Here is a 22173-nt window from a genome sequence, read left to right as displayed (position 1 = left end):
AGCCCCAGCGCCGTAGCCAGTGCAATATGCCTTACATGGATATCCTGCGATCAAGCTTTGCTTTGCATAGGCGCTGCGCAGGGCGTTATCCACGATGCCTGCGCAACAAAGGCCAGTTGGACGCGAGTGCTCCGGGCTCATAGTCTCGCCCCCTGACCCGTACCAGGTCGGGGAATTCAAGCAACAATGCGCGATTCCCCCTGCCGATGTGCTCCATCACCGCCAGGGTGATGTTTTCTCGCACCATGCCCGTCGAGACGTAATACATGGCCCAGGCTTGTTCCGGCGTGCAGAGGCCGATCTGCTCTTCAATCTCTTTGTACGCTTTGTAGTCGTCTGACTCCAAATAGCACTGATCACCGCCTTGGCGCATGCTGTTGGCCTCCCCGGCCCCTGGGTCAAACGCCCAATAGGCCTACACTCACGTACCGCTCTTGACCTTGGTCCAGACCCGGGTACGAATACGCTCCGCCTTCAACGGCAACGGCTCAAGCGGAACCAGCGTGGCCATGGTCTTTTTATCGGGATAAATCCACGGGTTATCGCGCAACTTCTGCTCGACGAACTGCGTGGCATCTTTATTGGCGTTGGGATAGAGCATGTAGTTGGAAGTCTTGGCAATCACCTGGGGGCGCAGCATGTAATTAATGAACTCCAGCGCGGCCTTGGGGTGCCGAGCGTCTTTGAGCAGTACCCAGTTTTCAGACCAGACCAATGCGCCTTCTCGAGGCAGGCTGTAGGCAATCTTGCGTCCGCTGTTGGATTTTTCATTGATCGCCTGCGCAGCCAGCGCACCATTGGCCCAGCCTACAACTGCGCAAATATTGCCGTCAGCCAAATCGGTGTCGATTCGCGAGGAATCGAAATAGAGCACGTAGGGACGGATTTTCAGCAGCAGAGCCTGGGCCTTCTGGTAATCCTCAGGGTTGGTACTGTTGCTGGGCAGCCCCAGGTAGTGCAAGGCGATCGAAATGATTTCGCTGGGCGAGTCGAGCATGGCCACGCCACAGGCCTTGAGCTTGCTGATATTTTCTTCTTTGAAGATCAGATCCCAGCTGTCCACCGGGGCGTTATCACCCAGGGCGGCCTTGACCTTGTCCACATCGTAGCCAATGCCGGTGGTGCCCCAGACGTAGGGTACGGCGTAGCGATTACCAGGGTCATTGACCGCCAGCAGAGACAGGATATCGGGATCGATATGCGACAGATTACTCAGTTGCGAGCGGTCCAGCTCTTGCAACACCCCCGCCTTGATCAGGCCGGGCAGCACATTGGAAGTAGCCACGACCAGGTCATAACCGGTGCGCCCGGCCATGACTTTGCTCTGCATGGTTTCGGCGCTGTCGAAGGCATCCATATGCAGCTTGATGCCGCTTTCCTGCTGGAACTCCTTCGGGGTTTGCGGCTCGAGAAACCCGAACCAGTTATACAGATACACCGAAGATTGCGCGGCGCTGGCCGGCGTGCTGATGGCGGCGCCAAGCAGCGAGGCTAAAAAAATAGCTCGCAAGTGTGATCGACTCATATGACTATCCTTGTCTACCCGACGCGCCTTCATGGCTATCGTAAGCTCGGGGTGAATATACCGGGCGTTGTCGAATAGTAAATACCTACAAGTACTTAGCCCTGGCCTGCAAATCCCTAACCCTAAAGGGGTAGAACATGTCGCTTGACCTTCACAACCTGGCTTGGCATCGATCGGTTGGAAAACTGATCATGCAGCTTGATCGACCAGAGTTCTGGAGCTCATTGATTCGCGTATTGAATGAATATGTGCAGATAGACAACTGGGTTGTGCTGGTTTTCAGCGATCACGCCGTGCGGGTGATCAGCCTGCCGGAGGTGGCGGACAGCGAAGAAGTGGATGCCTTTATTCATCGGTATGTGAAAGGTCTTTACCTGCTGGACCCGTTTTATATCGCTAATCGGGAAAACCCGCAGAGCGGGTTCTTCCATCTGCTCGATATTGCGCCGGAACACTTTCTTGAAACCGAGTACTACCAGCAATATTTCGCGCAATACATCTCGGTCGATGAGGCGCAGTACAACGTGCAACTCGATGCCGACAGAACCTTGTGCATGTCGTTTGGCAGTAACGTGCGCTTCACCCAGGCGCAAGTCACGCTACTGGACATGATCAAGCCGTGGGTGACGGCAATGATGCATCAACGCATGTGCTTTGAAATTGACCCACAAAAGAACATCGCCGAGCCCGCCCCATGGACTGAGGCGCTTACCCAACTGGAAGTACACATAACGGCACGCGAGAAAGACGTGTTGAAGTTGCTGCTCAGCGGTTTTTCCAACAAGGAAATCGCCGGGAAGCTGTTGCTGTCGACGGAAACCATCAAGGTCCACCGCCGTAACCTCTACAGCAAGCTCAATATCAAGTCACAGTCCGAACTGTTTGCGCGGTTTTTTATGCCAAGACCGGATGAACTGGCCTAATGATTTTGGACGCCTCAATCGGGCGCTATGATGACGTCCAAAACCGAGGTGTACGTCCTTCATCCCCTGTCCAAAGGATACTTAACGATAAAGTCGTTACCTTTCATCGGACGAGCAAATTACTTTTTGGTTAATCGCAATTCGCCCTCCTCCAACCAGACGCTCAGTTTTCCTCCCAAATTCAATCACTAACCGTTTCACACATACATTAGATCTGACGTGGTGAGCAGGTTGGGGCTGCGTCTATCGGAAGCCGGCAAACCGTTGAGCGACAAAAACAAGGCGTAGCGGATTAGATCTTCTATGCTTGCTCCCACTAAAGGAATTTCCCAATGGCTGAACCAGAACCGCGGCTTCTGCAGGTGCACGCCCTCAAGGCTGCTTGCTCGAACTGCAGCGTACTTGAACTGTGCCTACCTATCGGTATGACGGGCGGTGAAGTCGAGCGCCTCGACACCCTGATCGCCCAGCGGGTGAAGGTCAAGAAAGGCGCTGCGCTGTATCGCACCGGCGACCCGCTGCGCTCGCTGTATGCCGTGAGGTTGGGCTTTTTCAAGACCAGCGTCCTTTCAGTTGACGGTCGCGAACAAGTCACCGGTTTCCAGATGCAAGGCGAAATGCTTGGCCTGGACGCCATCAGCCCCGATCACTACGCCTGTAACGCCATCGCCCTGGAAGACAGCGAAGTCTGCCCTTTGCCTTTCAACCTCCTGGAAAAACTGGCCCACGATTTACCTTCGTTGCAGCACAACCTGAACAAACTCATGAGCCAGGAAATCGTGCGCGACCACAGCATGCTGTTGATGCTCGGCAACATGAACGCCGACGAGCGCCTAGCGGCGTTTTTGTTGAACCTGTCGCAACGGTTCAACATGCGCGGCTATTCCTCTCGGGAATTTGTCCTGCGCATGAGTCGCGAAGCCATCGGCTCATACCTGGGCCTGCGCCTGGAAACCATCTGCCGGTGCATCGCCCACCTGCGCCAGGAGGAACTGGTGGACATGCATGGACGCAACGTCACGATCCTGGACTTGCCCGGCCTCAAGCAAAAAGTCGCCGGTTGCCATCGTCACGCCGAGCTGTAATGCCTGCGCTGCGTGACCTCTGATCTACATCAATACCCCTCAATGCTATAGGTCGACATTAAGACGCAGCGTTCGAACCTTCGTATCGACGAAGGTGACCGAATCTTCCGTCTCATGGAGGCCCTGATCATGGCAACGCAACTGCAAGGAACAGAACCGGTCATCCCGACCGTCAAACCTCATCTTCTGGCCGGCAGATTGCGCAAGGTCGAGCCCAGGCGCCTGTCGCTGAGCCTGCTGATCGCGCTGGTCGTCGGCTCGATGATCGGCAGCGGCATCTTCAGCCTGCCCCAGAACATGGCGGCCAGTGCGGGCGCCGGTGCAATCCTGATCGGTTGGCTCATCACCGGCGTGGGCATGCTCTCGCTGGCCCTGGTCTACCAGACCCTCTCCAATCGCCAACCGGAACTGGATAACGGTGTGTTTGCCTACGCCCGTGCATTGGGCGGCGAATTCCTCGGTTTCAATTCGGCGTGGGGCTATTGGATCAGCGCCTGGATCGGCAACGTCAGTTACCTGGTGATTCTGTTCGCGGCGCTCAGTTATTTTTTCCCGCTATTCGGCGAAGGCAATAACAAAGCGGCGATTGCCGGTGCATCTGTGGTGCTGTGGGCGTTGCATTGGATGATCCTGCGCGGAATGCGCACCGCCGCCAAGGCCAACGCCTTGACGACGATCGCCAAGGTGGTGCCGCTGTTGCTGTTCATCGGGCTGGTCATTGCCGCGTTCTCCAAGGACACCTTCAGGGTGGATTTCTGGGGCGCACCGGCACTGGGCAGCACGCTGGATCAGGTCAAGAGCACCATGCTGGTCACCGTTTGGGTGTTCATCGGTATTGAGGGCGCCAACGTATTCTCCGCCCGGGCCGCCGAACGGGCCGACGTCGGCCGCGCCACCGTAATTGGCTTCATCCTTACGTTGATGCTGCTGATCGCTGTTTCGCTATTGTCGCTGGGCATCCTCAGGCAACCGGAATTGGCAGCCCTGAAGAATCCCTCCATGGCCGGTGTACTGGAGGCGGTAGCCGGGCCGTGGGGCGCGGTGCTGATCAGCATCGGCCTGATCGTGTCGGTGAGCGGCGCGTTGCTGGCCTGGACGCTGCTGGCGGCCGAGTCGGTGTTCACCCCGGCCAAGGAACAAGTCATGCCGCGCCTGCTGGCCACGGAAAACCAACATGGCGCTCCGGCCAACGCGTTGTGGATCACCAATGGCTGCATTCAATTGTTCCTGTTGCTGACCCTGTATTCGAGCGCCAGCTACCTGGCTCTGATTTCACTCGCCACCTCGATGATCCTGCTGCCCTACCTGTTCAGCGGGCTGTATGCACTGAAGATGACCTGGCAAGGCCAGACCTACGCCGGCCATCGCGGCCTGCAACTGCGCGACATGGCTATTGCCTTGGTCGCAACAGCCTATTGCATCTGGCTGCTCTACGCCGCCGGGCCCCGATACATGCTGCTCAGTGCCCTGCTCTATGCCCCCGGCTCGCTGATCTACCTGAGCGCCCAACGGGCCAGGACGAGCCGAGCCCTCAATGGTTTTGGCTGGGGCCTGTTGCTGGTGATCTGGCTGGCGGCGATCTTCGCTGGCTGGATGCTCTGGTCCGGCCAACTGTCCTTGTAAGTTTCGTAAGCGTGCATTGAAGCGTTCGGCAAAGGTGTCTGGCAATTGTGCCCAGGCCCTTGCGGACATCACCCAGGAGGAATATCCAATGTCCAATTCAGTGAAAAAAATGCCGGTCCACACCGACGAAAAAGCTCAACATCCTGCCAGGACCGATATCTGGCACCCGATGGAAAAACTTCGTCAACAAGTGGATCACCTGTTCGAAGATTTCAACCGTGGTACAGGCTTATCGCCCTTCAGTCGTGGATTGTTTGATATCGAGCCCTTCTGGCGTCGGGAGTTTTCCACCAGCCTGCCGGCCGTGGACATCAGCGAGAAAGAAAAAAACTTTGAAATCACCGCTGAACTGCCTGGCATGGATCAGAAAGATATAGAGATCCGCCTGGCCAACGGCAACCTGATCATCAAGGGGGAGAAAAAAGAGGAGAAAGAGGCAAAGAAAAAGGGTTATCACTTGTCCGAACGTCATTACGGTTCGTTCGAGCGCGTGTTCAACCTGCCTAAAAGCATCGACAGTGACAAGATCCAAGCCCAGTTCAGCAAAGGCGTGCTGACGTTGATACTGCCGAAAAAACCAGAAGCACTGAAAGCGGAAAAGGTCGTGCCGATCAAGGCTGACTGACGGTTTTGAACCCGTGCCCCTCGCCGGCCAACGGCGAGGGGCTTTTTCATGCCTGTGCTGATTGACCCAATAGATGGATGAAGCTGCCGGCACTTCGCGGGCAAGCCCCACACTGGACCGTGGCGGGATCAAGTCCGGCGTCCACAGCAAATCCCCTGTAGGAGCGAGCCTGCTCGCGAAGACTGTTTTTCAGAGTTCCACGCTGTCGCGGTACTCCGGCACCGATACTGACCAACCCAATTCTTCGCAGATACGATGACGCAAGACATCCGACGCGTTGGGCTCGCCATGCACGACATAGGTATGCCGTGGCGGGGTCTTGAAGCCGCGCAGCCACTGAATGATCTCGTCGGCATCGGCATGGGCCGACAGCGTTTGCATGGGCACCACTTCGGCATTGATCGGCACGTCCTTGCCATGAATACGCACCGAAGGCTCGCCCGCCACAATCCTGGCGCCTCGCGTACCGCCGGCCTGGAAACCGGGCATCAGCAAGGTGTTGATGGGGTTGGGCGCCAGGCTCTTGAGGTGATGCAGGACCCGTCCCCCCGTGGCCATGCCACTGGCGGCGATGATCACCGCCGGGGTGCGTTGCAGGTCCAGGGCCATGGCATCCTTGACCGAGCGCACCGGATTGGCGATGTGGCACATGCCTTCACATTCCTCCCGGGATAATCGGTGCTCGTCACCGAAACGCTGGTACAACCGAGTCACGTCGATGGCCATAGGGCTGTTGAGGTAGATCGGGATATCGGGTATTGCCCGGCGTTGTTTCAGGCGATACAGGTGATACATCAACAATTGAGCGCGACCGACCGTGAACGAGGGCACCAGGGTGATGCCACGGCGCAACGCGGTGCGGGTGATCACCTCGGCCAATTGGTCTTCCGGCGATTCGTGCGGATGGCGGCGGTCGCCATAAGTGGACTCCACCAGCAGGCCATCCGCTTGCTCGATGGCCTTCGGGGCGAACATCACCGGATCCTCCGGCCGGCCCAGGTCACCGGAACACACCAGCGTCACGCCCCCGGCTTGTACTTGAACGGTGGCGGCGCCCAAAATATGCCCAGCACGCCGCAGCAAGATCGTGATGCCCCTGGCGATCGCCACCGGGTGCTCGAATGCAATCGGATGCAACAGTTTCAGCGCTCGTTCAGCGTGTTCGCAGGTGTACAGCGGGAGGGCCGGCGCGTGTTTGGAGAACCCCTTGCGGTTCGCGTATTCAGCCTCTTCTTCTTGCAGGCGGGCGCTGTCGCGCAACAGGATTTTCACCAGCTCGCAGGTCGCTGGCGTGGCGTAGACAGGCCCACGGTAGCCATTACGGACCAGCACCGGCAAGTAGCCGCTGTGGTCCAGATGGGCGTGGGTCAATACGACCGCATCCAGGTCACGCATCGTCAGTTCAAAGGGATCCCAGTTGTGCAGGCGCAACTGCTTGTAGCCCTGGAACAGGCCGCAATCGATCAGGATTCGCTGTTCGTCGTGTTCCAGCAGGTATTTGCTGCCGGTAACGGTGCCCGCGGCCCCGAGAAATGTCATGCGCATGGTGGTGCTCCTGGACAATCGATAGGCAAGCGATGGGTTTGTATTGTTTGCGCCAAGCCCTGCTTCATCAGACAGCCAGGACGCTGCACTGCACCTGATACAGAATGTGCTCTGTCGTACTGCCTAGCAGCCCAAACGGATCACTGTGCTGTGATCGGCCCATGACCACCACATCCACGTCATGCTCCAAGGCAAACTCACTGAGCACCGATACAGGATGCCCCAGTAGAAAATGCCTGCGCTCAGCAGGCACGCCGAACAGGTTGGCCAACTCCAGGAAGGACATCTCCAGGCTTCTGCGCAGTTCCTTGCTGAGCTGCGACAGCGACAAGCCGCCGCCTCCCGCATCGCCCAGGTAGACCGAGGACACCTCAAAGGCATGAACCAGATGCAACTCGGCGTTGCATTGCAGCGCCAGGCCAAGGGCCTGGCGAATAATCCGGTCATTAAGCCCGCTGTTTTGTGCAAAAGCGCTTGAAGGGTCCACGGCCGCAACCACTCTGCGCGGCAAGGCATGGCCTGCAGCGCCCACCATGAACAACGGCACGGCGCACTTGCGCAGCAGTTGCCAATCCAGCGGTGTGAAAAATGCGCACTTGAGCAGTGACTCATGCTGGACCTGCTTGATCAGCAAGTCGGGTTGGATCTGAGCGACGTGTTGCAGAATCTGCTCGCGCATGTTGTCCACCCACGCCACTTCGGTGGTGACCCGCAGGCCCCGGCGACGCATCTTGTCGGCCTCCTCCTCCAGCCAATTGCGCTGGTCCCGAAAATAGTTGTGCCGTGCCTCTTCACGGGGCTCCTCCTCAAGCACCGACAGAATGTTCAGCGAAGGGATCAATGCCGTGACATGCAGATGCGCCTCGCTGGCAGCCGCCAGGGCGGCGGCGTGATGAAGGGCAGGAGAATGTCGTTGTGCCGGGTTGAGGATCAGCAACAGGCGTTGGTACTGGCTCATGATGGGGCTCCCGCGTAAGGCTCGTGCGCCAAGACTCAGCGTCGATGCCGTGAAAAGTACCGGCTGTCATGAGTGGATTCTGCGATGGCGCAATGATCTCGACTTGATTTACATCAGAACCAAGGACGCCAGGGTGATAGAAGGTGCGGGTTCGTCGGTACTGCTTGTTCAGACAGGAGAACGCTCATGCGCGCCATGGTCCTGCACTCGCCCGGCCACCCCCTGCAGTTGGAAGAACGGCCGTTGCCCGTACCGGCGCGCGGGCAACTGCTGATCAAAGTCCTGGCCTGCGGCGTATGCCGCACCGACCTGCATCTGTTTGACGGGGAACTGCCTCAGGCCCGGCTACCCCGGGTCCAGGGCCATGAGATTGTCGGGCACGTCACCGGAGTCGGAACAGACGTGGCGACCGGCTGGGTCGGTCGGCGAGTAGGCGTGCCCTGGCTGGGCTGGACTTGCGGGATTTGTGAGTTCTGCCAGTCAGGACGGGAAAACCTTTGTGACCAAGCATTGTTCACCGGCTGCCAGCTGGACGGCGGCTATGCCGACTACACCGTTGCGCACGCGCGTTTCTGTTTCCCCCTCCCCGACGCGCTGGATACTGCTGAAGCGGCACCTCTGCTGTGTGCGGGGCTGATTGGTTTTCGCGCCTTGCAGATGGCGCAAGACGCTAAACACCTGGGCCTCTATGGCTTCGGCGCCGCTGCCCACTTGGCGATCCAGATCGCCGTGGGCCGAGGCCAGCAGGTCTACGCTTTCACCCGTCCAGGCGACGAAGATGGCCAGGCGTATGCCCGATCACTCGGCGCTAGCTGGGCTGGAGCCTCAGATCAACTTCCCCCGCACCTGCTGGACGCGAGCCTGATCTTCGCACCTGTCGGCGCGTTGGTACCCCTGGCCTTGCAAGCCAGCGCCAAAGGCGGCTGTGTGGTATGCGCCGGCATTCATATGAGCGACATTCCGCGCTTTCCTTATCGCCTGTTATGGGAGGAGCGCAGCGTGCGTTCAGTGGCCAACCTGACTCGCGCCGATGGCGTTGCATTTTTCGAGCAGATCCAACGCACTGCCGTTCATTGCAACGTGACCTGCTACCCCCTGATCGAAGCCAACCAGGCTTTGGAACGGCTACGAAGCGGACAGGTCAACGGTGCCATCGTGCTCATTCCCTGACCGCCAACAGGCTGCCCGGTACCCAATAGTCGTGCTGGCGATCAAACGCTCCAGACCGACACGGTGCGCGGTTCCCATCACCACGGCGTCAACCATCGCACACCTGCATCGAGTTGTTTCCTTAGACGGTCGGCACGTTGCTCCGGCCCCAGCCCATGCGGTTTGATTTGAATCAAATGCAGCGCAATCGATGATTGGCGGCGCCAGGGCTGATACAGATCAGAACCGACGTCCACCACGGGCGTAGAACAGCTGGGAACGCGAAGCTTTTTAGCGCACCGCATGCCTATACCCGATGGAGGATCGACTCATGCTCACAGTCAAAGACCACAACGAACGCGCCGCCGCCTTGTACGCAAGTATCAGCGGCAAGCACTGGATCCAGACGCTCAAAGACGGCCGGCATGTGCTGATCCGACCGCTGCGGGACGAGGATCGCCAGCGCGAATATGACTTCATCAAGCGCCTGTCTCCGGAATCACGTCACATGCGCTTTCTGTCGCAAATCAATGAACCCGGAGCGGCAATGCTCGATCAGTTGATGGATGTCGACTGCAAGACGCGCCTGGCTTATATCGCTCTGGTTCATGACAACGGCCAGTTGATCGAAATCGGCGTCAGTCGCTACTGCGCCACGTCCGAGCACGAATGCGAGTGCGCGGTGACCGTCGCCGATCAATGGCAGCACCTGGGCCTGGGGACGTTATTGATGGAGCATCTGATCGACGTGGCACGTAAAAACGGCTACCGGCAGATGTACTCCGTCGATGCCGCGAGCAATGCCGCCATGCGGGACCTGGCCCATAGCCTGGGGTTCGAGACCCATACCGACCCCGACGACACTCGGCAGGTCATCCACCGTCTTTATCTTTAGCCAGGACATTGCGCGAGTGCCACATTCCATGGCCCTCGCGCAGGTGGCTCCCGTTATGCCTGCGGCTTAATCGCCCAGACACTGCAGGGCGCCCGTTGCAGCAAGAGTTCGGCGGTCGTCCCCAGGCGCTTGTCCAGGCCATGATGCGCCGTGGTCCCCATGACGATGACATCCGCCTGATGATCGGCGGCGAACGTGCAGATACTGCTCAACGGCGCTCCCTCGATGAAATGTCGTTGCTGCGGCATGACCCCGTGGCGTTCGGCCAAGGATTCGAAAACTTCATGCTGCGCCTCGCCCAACGCTTCATAAATGCCGGTTGCCAGGGGCAGTACGCCGAAACCCATGTCGGACGCATAGACAGCCGTCCAGTCAAAGGCATGCAGCAGTTCGACTTCGGCGTTGCATTGCTCAGCCAGCTTGACGGCCGCATCGACGATCTGGTCGTTGAACACCAGGTCCTGTTCCTCGCTGCGCAGCACGTCGACGATCGCCAGGACCCGCCGCGGCCGCGGGTTGCGCGAATCGGTGACCAGATGCACCGGCACGGGACAGTCACGCAGCAAGCGCCAGTCCAGCGGTGTGAAAAAAATCCGCTTCATCACCGGCTCCGGCTGTGCATCCTTGATGATCAGCGCCAGCGGCGATTCCTTGATGTACTGCTGCAGGGCTTGAAAGGCATCCTTGCCCCAGACCACTTCGCACGTCACCTCGACGCCATGCCGGCGCGCCAGTTCGGCCTGTTGCAACAGCCAATGCCGATGAGTTTCCAGGTAGCCCTCGAGGGCCTGCTTGGCCTGATCCGGCGCAAACAGACCGCCCACCGACAGTAGCTCCAGATAATCGATCGCGACAATATGCAGCGCCAGCTCCAAAGCCAGCGCCAACTCGGTGGCGCGGTCGAACGCCGGCGTACGGATCATGGCGTCAGGCGCCAATAACAACAAACGGGAAGCCTGGGACATGGAGCACCTCGACACGTGGCGTTAACCACTGAGTGAATGGAGGATTGCAGAATGAACGCATGGCCAGTGCAGGACTTGATCTTCATCAAACTGCCATCATCCAGGCTCACAGACTAGAGAGCCAAAGCCCGCCCCACATCGCCAAGGTCATCAATAGCTGACCTGGAATGACGAACCCAGCGAACTGCCGCCCCCCGCTGACCCAGGCCACCACGCATTTGCTCAGGGAGTTGCTGGTCAGGGCCATCAGGACGGGCACGGCGATGCCGTCGAAGGGTAGCAATCCGCCCTTCGCCAAAGACGCAATGGAGGCCGTCGAGGCATGGGCGTCAACAAGACCGCTGAAAATTGCGGTAGCGACCACCCCGGCCTGCCCGAACTCATCAAGCATAGCCGACGACACAACGGTGATAACGGTCATCGCCACAACGACCATCAACGCCAGTTTCAGGCTGAAGGCCCCGCCGTGCTTGATCCCATCCTGCGCATGCGCCCTGGGCCGGGGAAACATCAACACGCTGGCGTAAAACAATACCGCCAGCAATCCGCACAGCAACGACCACCCCATCCGATGCAGCAACGCTGGCTCCACGGCACCGAGAATCAACGCCATCTGTGCCAATGTCGCCAGGTTGGCCAACATTGCGGCCGCGCTGAGCAGCTTTACATCGAGCGGTTCTTTCGCGGCAATGTGCCCCATGGTCGCGACAGTCATCGTAGCGGAGGCAAAGCCCGATGCAATGGCGCCAAGGGCGTAGCCGTAGCGAGTGCCAAAGGTACGGACAGCAACGTGCCCCAACGCCCCCACGCTCATCAGCATGACAGTCAGGGCGCAAATGGTGCGCAGATTGATCGCGTTGTAAGGCCCCAGATAACGATCTGGGGCGAGCGGCAGCAAAACTAGTGCGGCGATCAATAGCAGCAAGCCATCGCGCAATTCAGCAGCGGTCAGTTGGATGCGCGCAAACTGATGCAGCATCTCACGGTTGGCCAGCAGCCCCGCCATTACCACGCCTATCGCAATCGCCAAGGCAGGGGCACTGACACAGAGCGCGCCCAGCACCAGCACCGTAAATAATGCCACCTCGCTGGTGATGCCCGGGTCCTGATCGAGGCTCCTCCAATACGCAATGGTGACCAATGCACCCAGCGCGAGCGCGACAAACCCTAGCAATAAAGGGCCGCCGGTCCAGAGCGTTACATACCCCAACATCGAGGTGACGGCAAACGTGCGCAAGCCGGCAACATCGCGTCTGCCCTCCTCGCCCTTGCGCCGCTCACGCTCAAGTCCCACGAGCAGGCCGATCCCCAGCGCGGCGCCCGCATTTACAAAGCCCAGGGCTTCGGTCATGGCTAGGCGCTACGACGGGATTGGAGCAGATGTTCGCGGGGATGCCGCTGGCGCGACATGCGCGGCTCCCGTGCGCTCGATCACGCTGCGCGGCCAGACATGGGGCGCATCGATTCGCGCCTGCAACGTCCTGGTAAACGCCCGCGCTTCATCAACGCTCCTGAAGCCTATGCACAAGGCATCCAAATGCACGACCCATCGCGTACCTGCCTGTGGCTCTTCAAGCCAGATAATCATGACCAACCTCCCAAAGCGGGTGTGCCTGGACTCACAAGTCGGAACCCAGCCTGCGCCTAATTGATTAGGGCGGATTGATCATGATCAAACATTGCGCTGCAGCTCGTCCGTCGCCGGTGCCGATCCGACGCAATTCAGTGTGTTTGATGCAAATCAAACTACCCAGGCTCAACGCGCCCATGATCGAACCAGACACAGCCCGCGCGACCGTCGCACGGCGCCAACAGGTCCTTGCCCAGGAGGTTTGTCATGTCTACGCAATCACGCTTGATGCTGGTCGTTTCGCCACTGATGCAACACAACCCGGCGTTCGAGCGCGCCGCCGCACTGGCCAAGGCCGAAGGCGCCGCACTGCACATTGTCGCCTTTGATTATCTCGAAGGCCTGGCCACGGCCGGGCTGGTCAATGAGCAAGCACTGGAGCAGATGCGCCTGGGCTACATTGAACGTCATCGCCAGTGGCTGGAAGAGAAAGCCAGGCCGCTGCGCAAACTCGGTATCGAGGTCACGACCGAAGTGACGTGGGTCGAACGCCCGTTGCAGGAAATCCTGGTTCACCTCAAGGAAACGCCGATGGCCGCGCTGATCAAGACTGTGGATCCTGAATCCTGGATCTCGCGCCTGATGTTCACGCCTCTGGACGTGCACCTGCTGCGCGAATGCGAGGTGCCACTGCACTTCGTCAACAAAGTGGCCCATGCGCGCCCGCGCAAAATCCTGGCCGCTATCGACCCCTTCCACCGAGACGGTCGCTACAAAGACCTCAACGACCGGATCCTGGCTGAAGCCAACAAGTTGGCGGCCAGTTGCGATGCGGAACTGGAAGTCATCTACGCCTACGACCTGTCCTCCATCACCGCCGCCGAATACGGTTTTGACAACGGCTCGACCTTTTTCTCATCGACCTTGGCCCGACAGCTCTACGAATCCCAAGGGGCAGCATTCGACACCCTGGCCGAACGCAACGGCATCGCCCCGCAGCAACGGCGCATGATCATGGGCGACCCGGCCAAGGTGCTCGCCAGCTATGCGGGGGCTCACGATGTCGATGTCATTGTCATGGGCCGCGTGCACTATGGCGGCCTGGAAAAGCTGATCGGCAGCACGGTGGAAAGCCTGCTGTACAAGATGCCGTGCAGCTTGTGGGTGATTGCACCGCAGCAGTTTGACTGAGACATAAAGGCCATCACCGATGGCCTTAGAACAACCGCTTCGGGTTCCAGGGGTCACGGCTGATGAACCGAACGAGCAATACCCTCGCACGCCAGCAGCCCATTTCCACCGATGCCGTGGCCTGGCACATGCTGTCCGCTGAGCAGGTGATCGAACGGCTGGGTGTCAAGGAGCAAGCTGGGCTGGACGCGGCGCAAGTCCAGGCCCGGCTTGCCCATACCGGCTTCAATCGCCTGCCGGAGTCGTCCCGCAGGCCCTCGTGGCGGCGATTTCTGGCGCAATTCCACAACATCCTGATTTATGTCTTGCTCGGTTCAGCTGCGATCACCGCAGTGCTGCAGCATCCTTGGGATACAGCAGTTATCCTCGCTGTGGTGGTTGCCAACGCCATTATTGGTTATGTCCAGGAAGGCAAGGCCGAAAAAGCCATGGATGCCATCCGTGAAATGCTGGCTCCACGTGCAACGGTGATTCGTGCCGGCGAACGCTTGGGCATTGCAGGCGAAGAACTGGTACCGGGCGATATCGTTCTCCTGGAGGCTGGCGACAAGGTCCCCGCGGATTTGCGCCTGCTGCACGTCAATCGCCTCCAGGTGCAGGAAGCCATCCTGACCGGTGAATCCGTGCCTGCGCAAAAACACACCGAAGCGGTACGCCTTGATGCGCCTTTGGGTGATCGTGGGTGCATGGCCTTCAGCGGCACCCTCGTGACATGCGGACAGGCGACGGGGGTGGTCGTGGCCACCGCGACATCCGCCGAAATCGGACGCATCAGCAACCTGCTGGCGGACGTGGAGCAGCTGACGACACCCCTGATCCAACAAATGAACCTATTCGCGCGCTGGCTGACAATATTGATCCTGCTGATTGCCGGCCTGTTACTCGTTTATGGTTATTTTGTCGGGCACTACATCTTCACCGAGATATTCATGGTGGTGGTGGGTATGTCGGTTGCCGCCATACCCGAAGGATTACCCGCTGTACTCACCATTACACTGGCAGTGGGCGTGCGGGCGATGGCTCGGCGCAACGCCATCGTTCGTCGTCTGCCGGCCATCGAAACGCTGGGCTCGGTATCGGTCATCTGCACAGACAAGACCGGCACTCTCACGCGCAACGAGATGATGGTGGTGTCGGTCGTCACCCGCGATCTGACATTCACGGTCGACGGTGCGGGTTATCAGCCTTCGGGCAACATGAACCTTGCCGATCAATTGATCGACACCGTCCATCACCCGATGCTGGCCGAACTGGGGCGTGCAGCCAGTCTGTGCAATGACGCAAGGTTGAGGCAGCACGAAGCGACCTGGAAGGTCGAAGGCGATCCCATGGAAGGCGCATTGCTGGTGTTTGGCGCCAAGGCCGGCCTCAACGACGACGAAGAGCGAGGCAACTGGGCCCGCACCGATGCCATTCCGTTTGATGCCAAACACCGCTTCATGGCGACGCTGCACCACAACCACGACCGGCAAGCGGCGGTGTATGTCAAAGGCGCGCCGGAACAGGTCCTGGCCATGTGCACGCAACAGCGGGGCAACGACGGGACAACCGCCCCGCTCGATGCCGACTATTGGCACGCGCAGGCCAATCTCATTGCCAGCAAAGGCCAGCGAGTGCTGGCCCTCGCCGTCAGGTCAGTCCCGCCCGAACACGTCATCCTGGAGTTTGCTGACGTGCAAGGGACATTGACCCTGCTTGGCCTGATCGGAATGATCGATCCTCCCCGCGCGGAGACGATCCAGGCAATCAAGCAATGCCAGACGGCAGGCATCGGGGTGAAAATGATCACCGGAGACCACGCCGGCACCGCCTCCGCCATTGGGCGCCAGATCGGTCTGCTCAACCCGGACGACGTGTTGACGGGCGCAGATCTGGACAGCTTGAACGATGCGACACTCAAGGAATCGCTCAAGCGCGTGAATATTTTCGCTCGAACCAGCCCCGAACATAAACTCAGGTTGGTGACGCTACTGCAATCGAACGGCATGACCGTGGCGATGACCGGCGACGGCGTCAACGATGCACCAGCGCTCAAACGCGCAGATGCCGGCATCGCCATGGGCGGTAAAGGCAGCGAGGCCGCCAAGGAAGCGGCGGACGTGGTACTGGCGGATGACAACTTCGCCTCCATCGTGGCTGCGGTGCGTGAAGGACGGACGGTCTACGATAACATCAAGAAGGTACTGAGCTGGACATTGCCCACCAACGCCGGCGAGACGATGACGCTCATCGTTGCGCTGCTGTTTGGCTTGACGCTGCCGGTCACGGCGATACAGATCCTGTGGATCAACTTGATTACCGCCATCACGCTGGGTATCGCGCTGGCGTTCGAACCGACCGAAGACAACACCATGCGCAGGCCTCCGCGCCCCAGGCAGGAGCCGCTGATAAGCGGCGCGCTGGTCTGGCATATGGTGTTCGTCTCGCTGCTTTTTCTCTGTGGTGTGTACGGCATTTTTTTCTATGCCCTGGACCGAGGCTACACCGTGGAACTGGCCCGTACCTTGGCGGTGAACACTTTGGTCGTCATGGAAATTTTCCATCTGTTCTTTATTCGCAACCTCTACGGAACGTCACTGACCTGGCAAGCCATCTGTGGGACCAGGGTGGTGTGGGCGACCGTTGCGGTGGTCACCCTCGCCCAGCTCGCCATCACCTATGCCCCACCCCTGCAAGCCGTGTTTGCAACCCAAGCCGTTCCCTTCATGGACGGACTGCTGATCATTGGAGTGGGCATTGCGCTGTTCGCCATCATCGAAATTGAGAAACAGCTTCGACTGCGTTTAACCGAGTCCGATCGTCAACCGTGACGACTCCCCGCCCACCCACGCTGCAAGGATCATTAACCATGAACGCATCCAGATTCGCCGCCCTCGCTTTGACGGCCATGCTTTTTCCCACGCTGACCTTTGCCCAGCAAGACGCCGACGCCGCCAAGGTGTCCCAACCGCCGATGAGCATTGAGCAGTTTGATCAGCAGATGGCAACCGCTCAGGAGAGCCTGAAGAAAATGCAGGAACAAATGAACCGGATCCAGAACACCAGCGATCCGGCGCAACGCCAGAAACTCATGCAGGATCACCAGGCAACGATGCAACAAGGCATGCAGATGATGAATGGGATGATGGGATGCTGCGCAGGCGGCCTGATGGGTAATCACATGAAGAGCAACGGCGCGATGATGGGCTGGAAGCAAATGGGCAGCCACTATTCCCGAATGACGCCTGAGCAGATGAAACAGCACCAGTACATGATGGAGAGGTTCATGGGCATACAGCAAATGATGATGGAACAAATGCTACAGCATCAGCAGCACATGGACGCGCGCCCTCGCTAAGCGACGGGCCCTTGCTTTGTGGCCAGGCTATGAGGCAGGTTTAAATCAACACGCGTGGACTGCAGAACACTGATGAATCTTGATTGGCCCAACTACGCCGTGGTCATCCTTGGCTGACGATGCCAACGGGCATGCTGCTGTTTACTGAACTGGAAGCCCGGCGATGGATGCTCTTCTCGCCTTGATCAAGGACCCGTTGTCATGCTCCATTCACAACCCGCCCCCTATGACGTGGTCATTATCGGTGGCGGCCAAGCTGCCTTGACGGTGGCGTATTTTCTGCGACGCACGTCCCTCTCGTTCGTCATCCTCGATGCGCAGGAAGAACCGGGTGGTGCCTGGCGAAACGGCTGGAACTCGTTGCGGCTGTTCTCCCCCGCTACCTGGAGTTCAATTTCCGGCTGGATGATGCCGCCCACACCAGATGGATATCCTTCGCGTAATCATGTTGTCGACTACCTGAAGCGGTATGAACAACGCTACCAGTTTCCAGTGGAGCGTCCGGTGCGGGTGATAGCCGTGGAACATGCATCCACAGGCTTGCGGGTGCGTTCGGATAAACAATCCTGGGAGGCCAAGGCGGTGGTCAGCGCGACCGGCACCTGGAGCAACCCCTACGTTCCTGCTTATCCCGGAGCGGACGAATTCACCGGTCAACAGCTGCATTCGGCCCACTATCTCGAGCCACAGCCGTTCAAAGGCAAGAAAGTGCTGGTGGTGGGGGGTGGCAATTCGGGCGCACAGATTCTAGCCGAGGTATCCAAAGTTGCCGAGGCGACCTGGGTAACTCCCACTGAACCGCTGTTCCTGCCTGACGAGGTCGACGGACGGGTTCTGTTCGAACGCGCCACCGAACGCCTGAAAGCCCAACAGGAGGGCCGGCCCATCGAGCAACCGGTGGGGGGGTTGGGAGACATCGTCATGGTGCCGCCGGTTGTCGAAGCGCGCGAGCGCAACGTCCTGAAGGCTGTCCGACCGTTCACGCGCTTCACTCGCAACGGCGTGGTCTGGCCCAATGGCCGCGAATCGGTGGTGGATGTGGTGATCTGGTGCACCGGCTTTAGACCCGCGCTGACCCACCTGGACACCCTGGGCATCATCAATACCGAAGGCAGCGTTGACGTGGAAGGGACCCGTTCGGTGCAAGAGCCCAGGCTGTGGCTGGTGGGATACGGCGAGTGGACGGGCTCAGCCTCTGCCACGTTGATCGGCGTTACACGCACGGCACGCAGCACCGCCAGCGAAATCGCCGCGTTTCTGGGCAGTTCATCCTCGGCTTGAAACCGCCTTGGCAGAGCAAGCTCAATATCAAATCGCAGTCCGAACTGTTTGCCCGATTTTTATGCCAAGCCCGCAAGCCCATGCGGCCGTTTGAACGCGGCAAAACCGTATCTGGCCAAATTCAGCACAAACAAAAACGCCGATCATTTCTGATCGGCGTTTTCGTTGAATATGGAGCGGGAAACGAGACTCGAACTCGCGACCCCGACCTTGGCAAGGTCGTGCTCTACCAACTGAGCTATTCCCGCAAATGGCGTCCCCTAGGGGACTCGAACCCCTGTTACCGCCGTGAAAGGGCGGTGTCCTAGGCCACTAGACGAAGGGGACACGCTACTGAAACACATGGTGTGTATTTCAGTGCCCAGAGGCCTCGTCCGAAGACTTGGTCCTGGTTTCACTCAATGCCGCCCGAGGGCCACACTGCTTGTAAATTGGAGCGGGAAACGAGACTCGAACTCGCGACCCCGACCTTGGCAAGGTCGTGCTCTACCAACTGAGCTATTCCCGCATATGGCGTCCCCTAGGGGACTCGAACCCCTGTTACCGCCGTGAAAGGGCGGTGTCCTAGGCCACTAGACGAAGGGGACACACGTACAACATTCACTCCCTACCGCGTTTCGCTGTGTGCTTTACGCTGTAAGTGGCGCGCATTCTATGGATGGATTGAAAGGTCGTCAACCCCCAAGGATAAATTTATTTAAATCAATGACTTCGCCATGGTTTGCCGGCCCGTGCGGGCATTGTCGCCGCTGGAGCCTTGGCGCCTATATTCTGGCGTTCAACAAGGCGTTATAGTCTGCCTGGGCAAATGATGGCAATGTGCACCCATTCGGAAGCGCTTACCTATATAGAAGAAACTACCCGGGCAACTGGTCGATCGGTCCTATCCGCCGGGTGCCCCAGTCACTACACTCCACAGCAAACCCTATAAAGAGGTCACACCGGTGACACCACTCATGATCACCCTGCTGGTAATAGCCGGGATCGTAATACTGATCGCCATTGGCTACATGAACCACGTGGTGGAAAACAACAAGCTGGAAAAGAAGCGTACCGAGATCGAGCTTAATGATCGCCTGCGTCGCTGCGGTGAAATCACCGAGACTTTCCCCGGCCAACTGATGACCCCGGCGCTCAAACTGTTGCTGGCTCGCCTGGAACTGAACGTCAACCAGCGCCTGTTGAACCTCAATAAGTCCAGCGCACCAATCAAGGCACGTATCAGCGAGCTGAATGCGTTGATCGCCCAGGGCGAATCGATTCCGGTGGCCAACCCACCTGCGCCGATCCAGACCGAAGCCAAGGCCAAGGACGTGCGCTTTTTGCTCGAAGCCCTGCACGGCCAAGTCACCCGCGCAGCCCAGGACGGTTTCCTGCCAACCAATGAAGCCAAGCACTGGATCAAGGAAATCCGTCATATCCTGGTACTGCTGCATATCGAGTTCTTCAACAACCTCGGCCAACATGCCCTGCTGCAAGGCCAGCCCGGCCAGGCGCGCCTGGCGTTCGAACGCGGCGTGCAGTACTTGCGCAAACAACCGGAACCGGTGCTCTACAGCGCACAGTTGCAACTGCTGGAGTCACAACTGGCCCGCGCCAACTCCACGGTGCTGACCAACAGCCAACCGGCAGAAGACGAAGTCAACGAGCTGACCGAAGGTTTGAAGGTCGTCGATGCCGACGCCGAGTGGAAAAAGAAAGCTATCTACGACTGACAGCCCAGTCAATAACGTGGGAGGGGTGTCAGTTGGATGGCACCCTCACACCATATGCCATCACTTTGCATCTATCCCCCCGCCCCCGACTAGCGTAAAAAAGTGCCCCTCACTCCGTGAAGTTAGAGGCCTGCTATGCCTGTTGCCGTGATTGATGGACAACCGCTGCATTACCTCGACCAGGGCAGCGGCCCGGTCGTATTGCTTGGTTCAAGTTACCTATGGGCTCGCGACATGTGGACGCCGCAGATTGAAGCGCTGTCCCAGCAATACCGTGTAATAGTCCCCGAGCTGTGGGGCCATGGCGAGTCGGGCCCGATGCCCACGCAAACCCGGTCCCTGGATGATCTGGCTCGCCAGGCCCTGGCGCTGCTGGATCACCTGGACGTCGAGCAGATCAACCTGGTGGGCCTGTCGGTCGGTGGCATGTGGGGCGCGCGCCTGGCACTACTGGCGCCCGAGCGCATCAACAGCGTGGTGCTGATGGACACCTACCTCGGCGCCGAACCTGAAGCGACTCGCCAGTATTATTTCTCGCTGTTCAAGATGATCGAAGACGCCGGCGCCATCCCCGAGCCGCTACTGGATGTGATCGCACCGATCTTCTTTCGCCCGAACATCGACCGTGAATCGGCGCTGTATCAGGACTTTCGCAAATCCCTGCAGGGATTCCCCCGCGAACGCCTGCTCGATAGCATCGTACCGCTGGGCCGCCTGATCTTCAGCCGTGAAGATATCCTGGAGCAATTGCCGCGTCTGGACGCCGACACCACCCTGATATTGTGCGGCGAGCAAGACACCCCCCGCCCACCTGCCGAATCCGAGGAAATGGCCGGACTGATTGGTTGCGACCTGATCCTGATCCCCGAGGCCGGGCATATCTCAAGCCGCGAAAACCCGGACTTCGTCAACGAAGCACTGCTGACCTTCCTCGCCAACAACGCCTGACCCCCTTCGCCTTGCTCGCCGCACCCCAGCGGCGATCACAGGCGGAAATGCCCCACCATCCCCTGGAGTTCCACGCCCAACTGCGCCAGCTGGACGCTTGATGCTGCATTGCCTTGCATACTCAGCGCCGAATGATCGGCACTTGCCCGAATACTGGTGACGCTGCGGTTGATCTCTTCGGCCACCGAGCTTTGCTCCTCGGCGGCGGCGGCGATCTGTTGGTTCATTTGCTGGATCAGTGACACGGCGGCCGCAATGCTGCCCAAGGCACTTTCGGTTTCCAGCGCATCACCGACCGCCAGTTTCACCAGTTCGCCACTTTGCTGGATCTGCTGCACCGACGACTGCGCCGCACTGCGCAAGGTGCTGACCAGCCGTTCGATCTCCTCGGTCGATTGCTGGGTGCGCTTGGCCAGGGCCCGTACCTCGTCGGCCACCACGGCAAAGCCACGCCCCTGCTCACCGGCACGCGCCGCTTCGATGGCGGCGTTCAAGGCCAGCAGATTAGTCTGCTCGGCCACGCTATTGATCACGCTCAGCACGGCGCCAATGTTCTGGATCTCTGCGCTGAGGCTTTCGATACTCGCGCTGGCACTGTTGCTTGACGTGGCCAGCAATTCGATACGCTGCAAGCTCATGCGCACCACCTGCTGGCCGCTGTCGACCTTGGCATCCGCCGTCTGTGCAGCTTGCGCCGCTTGCTCGGCATTGCGCGCCACATCGTGCACCGTGGCGGTCATCTGGTTCATCGCCGTGGCAACCTGTTCGGTTTCTTCCTTCTGACTGTTGACCTCGTGGTTGGTCTGTTCGGTAACGCTGGACAGCGAATGCGCGGAAC

General features: G+C 59.1%; 19 protein-coding genes and 4 tRNA genes. 12 read left to right on the top strand and 11 right to left on the bottom strand.

Annotation, left to right across the window (positions count from 1 at the left end; genetic code table 11):
• Positions 1-85: 85 nt before the first annotated feature.
• Positions 86-373, bottom strand: coding sequence for a hypothetical protein (locus TK42_RS21815; protein ID WP_005786654.1), 288 nt, complete (start codon positions 371-373; stop codon positions 86-88).
• 48 nt (positions 374-421) lie between these two features.
• Entirely contained in the window at positions 422-1525 is a 1104-nt protein-coding gene (locus TK42_RS21810) for a polyamine ABC transporter substrate-binding protein (protein WP_103735101.1), read from the bottom strand.
• Positions 1526-1662: 137 nt separating this feature from the next.
• On the opposite strand from TK42_RS21810, the gene TK42_RS21805 reads away from it, so the two are divergent.
• The 4 genes from TK42_RS21805 to TK42_RS21790 all read left to right on the top strand — a co-directional run bounded on the left by TK42_RS21805 (position 1663) and on the right by TK42_RS21790 (position 5781).
• Positions 1663-2448: a helix-turn-helix transcriptional regulator gene (locus TK42_RS21805; RefSeq protein ID WP_032877059.1), complete on the top strand. Its 786-nt coding sequence runs from the start codon at positions 1663-1665 to the stop codon at positions 2446-2448.
• A gap of 332 nt (positions 2449-2780) precedes the next feature.
• Positions 2781-3533 carry a fumarate/nitrate reduction transcriptional regulator Fnr gene (gene fnr / locus TK42_RS21800; RefSeq protein WP_103735100.1) on the top strand — a complete coding sequence of 251 codons (753 nt, stop codon included), beginning with the start codon at positions 2781-2783 and terminating at the stop codon, positions 3531-3533.
• A 129-nt stretch (positions 3534-3662) separates the two neighbouring features.
• A complete protein-coding gene (gene arcD / locus TK42_RS21795) occupies positions 3663-5156 on the top strand; it encodes an arginine-ornithine antiporter (RefSeq protein WP_103735124.1) in 1494 nt (497 codons plus the stop codon).
• A gap of 88 nt (positions 5157-5244) precedes the next feature.
• Complete coding sequence (locus TK42_RS21790; RefSeq protein ID WP_103735099.1) at positions 5245-5781, top strand: Hsp20/alpha crystallin family protein; 537 nt, start codon at positions 5245-5247, stop codon at positions 5779-5781.
• A 189-nt stretch (positions 5782-5970) separates the two neighbouring features.
• Here TK42_RS21790 and TK42_RS21785 read toward each other — a convergent pair whose 3' ends face one another.
• Together TK42_RS21785 and TK42_RS21780 are read right to left on the bottom strand one after the other, a co-directional pair.
• Positions 5971-7326, bottom strand: a complete 1356-nt coding sequence (locus TK42_RS21785; RefSeq protein ID WP_103735098.1) for an MBL fold metallo-hydrolase RNA specificity domain-containing protein — start codon at positions 7324-7326, stop codon at positions 5971-5973.
• A gap of 67 nt (positions 7327-7393) precedes the next feature.
• The gene (locus TK42_RS21780) at positions 7394-8284 is read right to left on the bottom strand and encodes a universal stress protein (protein WP_103735097.1); all 891 of its coding nucleotides are present in this window, start codon (positions 8282-8284) and stop codon (positions 7394-7396) included.
• A gap of 186 nt (positions 8285-8470) precedes the next feature.
• Here TK42_RS21780 and TK42_RS21775 point away from each other — a divergent pair, with 186 nt between their 5' ends.
• Both TK42_RS21775 and TK42_RS21770 read left to right on the top strand, forming a co-directional pair.
• A complete protein-coding gene (locus TK42_RS21775) occupies positions 8471-9454 on the top strand; it encodes a zinc-dependent alcohol dehydrogenase family protein (protein WP_103735096.1) in 984 nt (327 codons plus the stop codon).
• A 310-nt stretch (positions 9455-9764) separates the two neighbouring features.
• A complete protein-coding gene (locus tag TK42_RS21770) occupies positions 9765-10328 on the top strand; it encodes a GNAT family N-acetyltransferase (protein ID WP_103735095.1) in 564 nt (187 codons plus the stop codon).
• 53 nt (positions 10329-10381) lie between these two features.
• Here TK42_RS21770 and TK42_RS21765 read toward each other — a convergent pair whose 3' ends face one another.
• Both TK42_RS21765 and TK42_RS21760 read right to left on the bottom strand, forming a co-directional pair.
• The gene (locus TK42_RS21765; RefSeq protein WP_103735094.1) at positions 10382-11293 is read right to left on the bottom strand and encodes a universal stress protein; all 912 of its coding nucleotides are present in this window, start codon (positions 11291-11293) and stop codon (positions 10382-10384) included.
• Between the two features lie 106 nt (positions 11294-11399).
• Positions 11400-12644: an MgtC/SapB family protein gene (locus TK42_RS21760; RefSeq protein WP_103735093.1), complete on the bottom strand. Its 1245-nt coding sequence runs from the start codon at positions 12642-12644 to the stop codon at positions 11400-11402.
• Between the two features lie 486 nt (positions 12645-13130).
• On the opposite strand from TK42_RS21760, the gene TK42_RS21750 reads away from it, so the two are divergent.
• From TK42_RS21750 to TK42_RS21735, 4 genes are all read left to right on the top strand, one after another.
• Positions 13131-14054 carry a universal stress protein gene (locus tag TK42_RS21750; RefSeq protein WP_103735092.1) on the top strand — a complete coding sequence of 308 codons (924 nt, stop codon included), beginning with the start codon at positions 13131-13133 and terminating at the stop codon, positions 14052-14054.
• Between the two features lie 62 nt (positions 14055-14116).
• Positions 14117-16864: a cation-transporting P-type ATPase gene (locus TK42_RS21745; RefSeq protein WP_103735091.1), complete on the top strand. Its 2748-nt coding sequence runs from the start codon at positions 14117-14119 to the stop codon at positions 16862-16864.
• Between the two features lie 38 nt (positions 16865-16902).
• Entirely contained in the window at positions 16903-17391 is a 489-nt protein-coding gene (locus TK42_RS21740) for a hypothetical protein (protein ID WP_103735090.1), read from the top strand.
• Between the two features lie 201 nt (positions 17392-17592).
• Positions 17593-18672 (top strand): ArsO family NAD(P)H-dependent flavin-containing monooxygenase, encoded by a 1080-nt coding sequence (locus tag TK42_RS21735; protein WP_103735089.1) that lies wholly within the window; start codon positions 17593-17595, stop codon positions 18670-18672.
• A 172-nt stretch (positions 18673-18844) separates the two neighbouring features.
• On the opposite strand, the gene TK42_RS21730 is transcribed toward TK42_RS21735, so the two are convergent.
• The 4 genes from TK42_RS21730 to TK42_RS21715 all read right to left on the bottom strand — a co-directional run bounded on the left by TK42_RS21730 (position 18845) and on the right by TK42_RS21715 (position 19259).
• Positions 18845-18920 (bottom strand) — tRNA-Gly (locus TK42_RS21730).
• A gap of 3 nt (positions 18921-18923) precedes the next feature.
• A tRNA-Glu gene (locus TK42_RS21725) sits at positions 18924-18999 on the bottom strand.
• Positions 19000-19104: 105 nt separating this feature from the next.
• Positions 19105-19180 (bottom strand) — tRNA-Gly (locus TK42_RS21720).
• A 3-nt stretch (positions 19181-19183) separates the two neighbouring features.
• Positions 19184-19259, bottom strand: a tRNA-Glu gene (locus TK42_RS21715).
• Between the two features lie 369 nt (positions 19260-19628).
• On the opposite strand from TK42_RS21715, the gene TK42_RS21710 reads away from it, so the two are divergent.
• Together TK42_RS21710 and TK42_RS21705 are read left to right on the top strand one after the other, a co-directional pair.
• On the top strand, positions 19629-20387 hold the full coding sequence (locus tag TK42_RS21710) for a hypothetical protein (RefSeq protein ID WP_005786648.1): 759 nt from the start codon (positions 19629-19631) through the stop codon (positions 20385-20387).
• Between the two features lie 135 nt (positions 20388-20522).
• A complete protein-coding gene (locus tag TK42_RS21705; RefSeq protein WP_032877070.1) occupies positions 20523-21335 on the top strand; it encodes an alpha/beta fold hydrolase in 813 nt (270 codons plus the stop codon).
• 35 nt (positions 21336-21370) lie between these two features.
• On the opposite strand, the gene TK42_RS27435 is transcribed toward TK42_RS21705, so the two are convergent.
• Positions 21371-22075 (bottom strand): methyl-accepting chemotaxis protein, encoded by a 705-nt coding sequence (locus TK42_RS27435; RefSeq protein ID WP_371920282.1) that lies wholly within the window; start codon positions 22073-22075, stop codon positions 21371-21373.
• Positions 22076-22173: the final 98 nt, after the last annotated feature.

Source organism: Pseudomonas sp. GZJR-8, from assembly GCF_002916705.1.
Taxonomy (GTDB): Bacteria; Pseudomonadota; Gammaproteobacteria; order Pseudomonadales; family Pseudomonadaceae; genus Aquipseudomonas; species Aquipseudomonas synxantha_A.
This window is presented reverse-complemented; position numbering and strand designations above follow the sequence as displayed.